At 48.6% G+C, this 4997-nt stretch carries 5 protein-coding genes; all 5 read left to right on the forward strand.

The window, feature by feature from the left end; all coding sequences use genetic code 11:
* Positions 1-520 (forward strand): GNVR domain-containing protein (locus tag PHF27_RS13240; RefSeq protein ID WP_300071027.1); only part of this gene is annotated, 520 nt, incomplete at its 5' end.
* Positions 521-524: 4 nt separating this feature from the next.
* A complete protein-coding gene (locus PHF27_RS13245) occupies positions 525-1223 on the forward strand; it encodes a CpsD/CapB family tyrosine-protein kinase (protein ID WP_300071030.1) in 699 nt (232 codons plus the stop codon).
* The gene (locus PHF27_RS13250) at positions 1220-1900 is read left to right on the forward strand and encodes a polysaccharide biosynthesis/export family protein (protein ID WP_300071033.1); all 681 of its coding nucleotides are present in this window, start codon (positions 1220-1222) and stop codon (positions 1898-1900) included. The genes PHF27_RS13245 and PHF27_RS13250 overlap by 4 nt, the downstream gene beginning before the upstream one ends.
* Before the next feature lie 21 nt (positions 1901-1921).
* Positions 1922-3841, forward strand: a complete 1920-nt coding sequence (locus PHF27_RS13255) for a nucleoside-diphosphate sugar epimerase/dehydratase (protein WP_300071036.1) — start codon at positions 1922-1924, stop codon at positions 3839-3841.
* A gap of 41 nt (positions 3842-3882) precedes the next feature.
* Positions 3883-4997: aminotransferase class I/II-fold pyridoxal phosphate-dependent enzyme (locus PHF27_RS13260; RefSeq protein ID WP_300071039.1), on the forward strand; the 1115-nt coding region annotated here is incomplete at its 3' end.

Raw genomic sequence — 4997 nt, forward strand, 5'->3', positions numbered from 1 at the left:
GCTGCTTACCGGGCGCATGCAAGGAGAAGTCGATTTGGCAGCGGCTACGGCGCAGCAGCAGGCGATTGAAAAGGCCCTGACTGAAGGTGAAACAGACGTGGCCACGTTGCCAGCTAAAGAACGGGGGTACGTGCGTTTGTTGCGGGATGCTACGGTGGCACAGGATATTTACGTCATGCTGGCTAAACGTCATGAGGAGGCACGTATTGCCGAGGTGATGGAAGCAACTGATGTGCAGTTGGTAGATAAGGCGGTTGTGCCAGGAAAACCTATCAAGCCTAAAATAGTCTTGAATACCCTTATAGGGGCGTTGCTGGGATTGATTTTGGGGTTAGGCATTGCTTTTGCCATGGAATACATCAACCGCAGCATCCGGACGGACGAAGATGTGCAACGCTATCTGGGGGTGCCCGTGCTAGGACGAATTCCTGTATTTGACCGTACACAAGAAAAAGAACGCGGCGAGTTGCAGGCTTTCTTTAAGAAGCTATTGCAGTTAGTTAGCAAAGGAAAGGAATAGTCATATGAAGCGCCAACATACTTTGATTGTACACGAAGACGTCAAATCACCTGTGGCGGAAGCCTACAGGGTTATACGGACAAACCTCCAGTTTTGCCAAACAGATGCTTTGTTGCATACGTTGATATTTACCGGTGCTGGCCCCGGTGAGGGCAAGTCGACAACTGTTGCCAATACTGCGGTGGCTTTGGCGCAAACAGGAAAGAAAGTACTACTTGTTGACTGTGATCTGCGCAAACCAGTGCAGCACCATATTTTCAAAAGAAACAAGGCCGGAGTGACTAATCACTTGGCAGAAGGTACCCTGCTCACGGAATTGTTTCAGGAGAGCGGAGTTCCGAATTTGACGCTTTTGGCTAGCGGACCGGTACCGCCGAATCCGTCGGAGTTGTTGGGTTCAGAAAAAATGAAGCTGCTCTTGGAGCAACTGCGGGAAGAGTACGACTATGTCTTGATTGATGCGCCACCGGTGATTGCGGTAACTGACGCGGCGGTATTGGCGTCAAAAGTGGACGGCGTGGTGCTGGTGCTTGATTCTTGCAGTGTGCGGCCAGAGATGGCGCAGCAGGCGCAAAAATTGATTCAAGCGGCTAACGGCAAACTCTTGGGGGCCATCTTGCACAATGTAGAAATCGATGCTGAACATAGTTATTATTACTACTATTACGGCAAGGAACATTCTTCTGAAGGAGGCGCTCAATGAAGCGAAGACTATTGCTCGCATGCCTGTGCGTATTACTAAACTTTTCTCTCGTAGAAGCGGCGGCGCAAGAGCCACCGTCTCCTTTTCAGATTGCCGGAGATATGGGAGCGTATCAACTAGGCAAGTACGATGTGTTGAATTTATCCGTTCTAGGCTTTCCGGATGAATCCTGGATGAATGATATTACGGTTGGTCCAGATGGCTATGTAAATCTTCCTTATACAGGCGCAGTCAAGATGGCTGGACTGACCATTCCGGAAGTTACGGCAGTACTGAAAGAAAAGCTGGGTCAATATTTGGCTATTCCGGAATTGGCCATCATTATCAAGCAGTATGGGGCGCGCCAAGTCTATGTAATGGGTGCCGTTAACAAAGAAGGCATCTATCCTTTGACGGCGGACAAGATGAATGTATTTGCAGCCTTATCCAGTGCCGGCGGCATTGCTCCGAAGGGGCGCCCTAAGCATATTGCGGTGGTACGTACAGTTGGAGACGCCGTATTTATGAAGGAAGTCGATTTTGACGCTTTTGTGAAAAAGCAGGATATCGCGCAAAACCTGCGTCTGCAAGACGGGGATATGGTTTATGTGCCGGAATCCGGTAAATTGTTAGTGTTGCAGGAAATTCTGCCATCCTTGAGTACGGCGGCGATTGTTTATAATTATACGAAAAAGTAGCAAATAGGAGCGTGTGGACTTATGAAACGAGTAATTATCCCTGGCTTTTTAAGTCTGATCGACATTTTAATAGTAAGCATGGCTCCTTTTCTAGCAGTATTGTTGCGTTTTGAAGGGAGCCTGCCAGACGTATATGTCGGTATATTGATTCGTTATATGCCCCTTATTGTAGTGAGCCGGCTAGTGGTTTTCTATTTTGCCGGCTTGTACAACCGGATGTGGCGGTATGCAAGCATACGGGAATTAGTGGCAATCATGGGCGCTGTTTCAATCAGTTCGCTGGTGCTGGTAGTTTTGATGAACGTTGTGAGCGATTCGGGGCTGCCGCGCAGCATCCATGTACTCAGCTGGGTAATGGGAATTATTTTGGTGGGGGCGTCCCGTTTTGCCATTCGTCTTTACGCTTATTATGTGCGTCGTTATGTGGGGCAAAAGGCGGTTCAGGAGCTGCGCAATGTATTGATTATCGGTGCAGGGGATGCGGGAGCGATGATCGCCAAGGAATTGGGTAAGCGGTTGCAAAGCGAATATCATCTCGTTGGCTTTGTGGATGACGACATATATAAAAAGGGAAAAATGCTGCACGGTGCCAAAGTTTTGGGCAGCCGTGAGCGCATCCAGGAGTTCGTAGCACAATACAATGTGGATGAGATTATTATTGCCATGCCGTCCTTGGGCGGCGGCACTGTGCGGGAAATTGTCGAAATCTGCCGTGCCACACAGTGTGAATTAAAAACACTGCCAGGCATGTATGAGTTGATCGACGGCAAAGTTGGGGTGCAGCAATTACGGTCTGTGCAGGTAGAGGATTTATTATGCCGTGAGCCGGTAAAACTGGCAGTGGAAGATATTGCTGCCTATCTGACAGGAAAACGAGTATTGGTGACAGGGGCAGGAGGTTCTATCGGCAGCGAGCTTTGCCGGCAAATCTGCAAGATGAAGCCGGAGCAGCTGGTGCTGCTTGGCAAGGGCGAGAACAGTATTTATGAAATTCACCAGGAACTAAAACGGACCCAGCCGGAGCTGGCAACAGTGCCGGTGATTGCCGATGTGCGCGATGCGCAGCGCGTGCAGACGGTGTTTGGTGAATTTCAGCCGCAAGTGGTGTTTCACGCGGCGGCGCATAAGCATGTGCCGTTGATGGAAGCCTATCCGGTAGAGGCGGTACAAAATAATATATTCGGTACCAAAAATGTAGCGGAGGCTGCGGATCGTAATCATAGCGAAATTTTTATTATGATTTCTACAGACAAGGCGGTCAATCCCACTAGCGTCATGGGGGCTACCAAGCGCGTCGCTGAAATGGTCGTGCAGTCGATGAACGAAAAAAGCCGCACACGCTATGCGGCGGTGCGCTTCGGCAACGTCTTGGGCAGCCGGGGCAGTGTGGTGCCTTTGTTTAAAAAGCAAATTGCTTCCGGCGGTCCGGTGACCATTACGGATCCGAAAATGACGCGGTACTTCATGACCATTCCGGAGGCGAGCCAGCTGGTGCTGCAAGCCGGCGCATTGGCTGCGGGGGGGGAGGTCTTTGTCTTGGACATGGGCAAACCCGTGAAAATCTTGGATATGGCCGAAGACCTGATCCGTCTTTCGGGGATGGAACCGTACAAAGACATCGACATTGCGTTTTGCGGACTCAGGCCGGGGGAGAAGCTCTTTGAAGAGCTGCTAACAGCGGAAGAAGGCACCGAAGCGACTAAACATGAGAAGATTTTTGTGGCGGGCTTAAATTCGGTCAGCGGAAAGAATTTATCTGAGGTCTTGGACAGCCTGCAGGCTGCCAGCGCTAAAGAGGATATTATTGTTTTGCTGCAGGAAATTGTACCAAGATATGGCGTAACGAAGCGCTCAATCGTACGGGAACCTGCGCAGGTGGCTTCCGTTAGAGTACAAGGTGACTTTGAGAAGCAGCAAGTTGCAGTAGCCCAAGGACATTAAATTGGCAGTGGTACATTGTTTTTAGAGAGGAAGTTATGGAAATGGCAAATGAAAATAGAATCTTTCTTTCATCGCCGCATATGAGTGACGAAGGGTATGAAAAAGAGTATGTTCAGGAAGCCTTTGATACGAATTGGATTGCTCCCTTGGGTAAGAATGTAAACGAATTTGAGAATGAATTAGCCGTGCGGATTGGGGTGAAAGCAGCGGCGGCTCTGAACTCTGGAACGGCTGCGATCCATTTGGCATTGAAAGCCGTTGGTGTAGGCAAGGGGGATATTGTCTTTTGTCAGTCTTTGACCTTTTCTGCTACGGCTAATCCTATTATTTACCAAGACGCTACGCCTGTATTTATTGATTCCGATGAGAAAACGTGGAATATGTCACCAATGGCATTGGAAAGGGCGCTAGAGAAATATTCTCGTATGGGGAAAAAACCAAAAGCTGTGCTTGTTGTGCATCTTTATGGCCTGGCTGCAGATATGGAGCGTATTAGTGAACTTTGTCATTCCTATAATGTGGCATTGATTGAAGACGCAGCGGAGAGCTTGGGTACTTTTTATAAAGGAAAACCAACAGGGGCCTTGGGTGATTTTGGAATCTTTTCATTTAACGGCAATAAAATCATTACCACTTCAGGCGGCGGCATGCTGGTAAGTAATGACGAAGAAAAAATTGCCAAAGTGCGTTATTGGTCTACTCAGGCCAGGGATCCCGCAAGACACTACCAACATAGCGAACTGGGTTATAACTACCGGATGAGTAATGTAGTGGCCGGTATTGGCCGGGGGCAGCTGAAGGTATTGGACCAGCGGGTAGCAAAGAAGAAAAATATTTTTGAGTTTTATCAGCGTGAGTTAGGGCGTTTGGCAGGAATTTCCATGATGCCGATAAATTCCTGGAATGAGCCTAATTATTGGTTGAGTTGTATGACATTGCAGGGGAATGTGCGGCCGTTGGACATAATGGAGGCATTGGAAGCCAAAAACATTGAGAGTCGGCCGATTTGGAAGCCCATGCACGTACAGCCGTTTTTCTCAAAGTATGACTTTGTTGGCGATGGCGTATGTGAGAGAATTTTCGCAAGTGGTGTTTGTTTACCAAGTGATACGAAGATGAGTGAAGAAGATTTGCAGCGTGTGGTTGCAATAATTAA

This window comes from Anaeromusa sp. (assembly GCF_028691475.1).
Classification (GTDB): Bacteria; Bacillota; Negativicutes; order Anaeromusales; family Anaeromusaceae; genus Anaeromusa.

Excerpts from the sequence above, each read along its gene's own strand:
- PHF27_RS13245 (WP_300071030.1), top strand. The coding sequence starts at position 525 with ATGAAGCGCCAACATACTTTGATTGTACACGAAGACGTCAAATCACCT.
- PHF27_RS13250 (WP_300071033.1), top strand. The coding sequence starts at position 1,220 with ATGAAGCGAAGACTATTGCTCGCATGCCTGTGCGTATTACTAAACTTT.
- PHF27_RS13255 (WP_300071036.1), top strand. The coding sequence starts at position 1,922 with ATGAAACGAGTAATTATCCCTGGCTTTTTAAGTCTGATCGACATTTTA.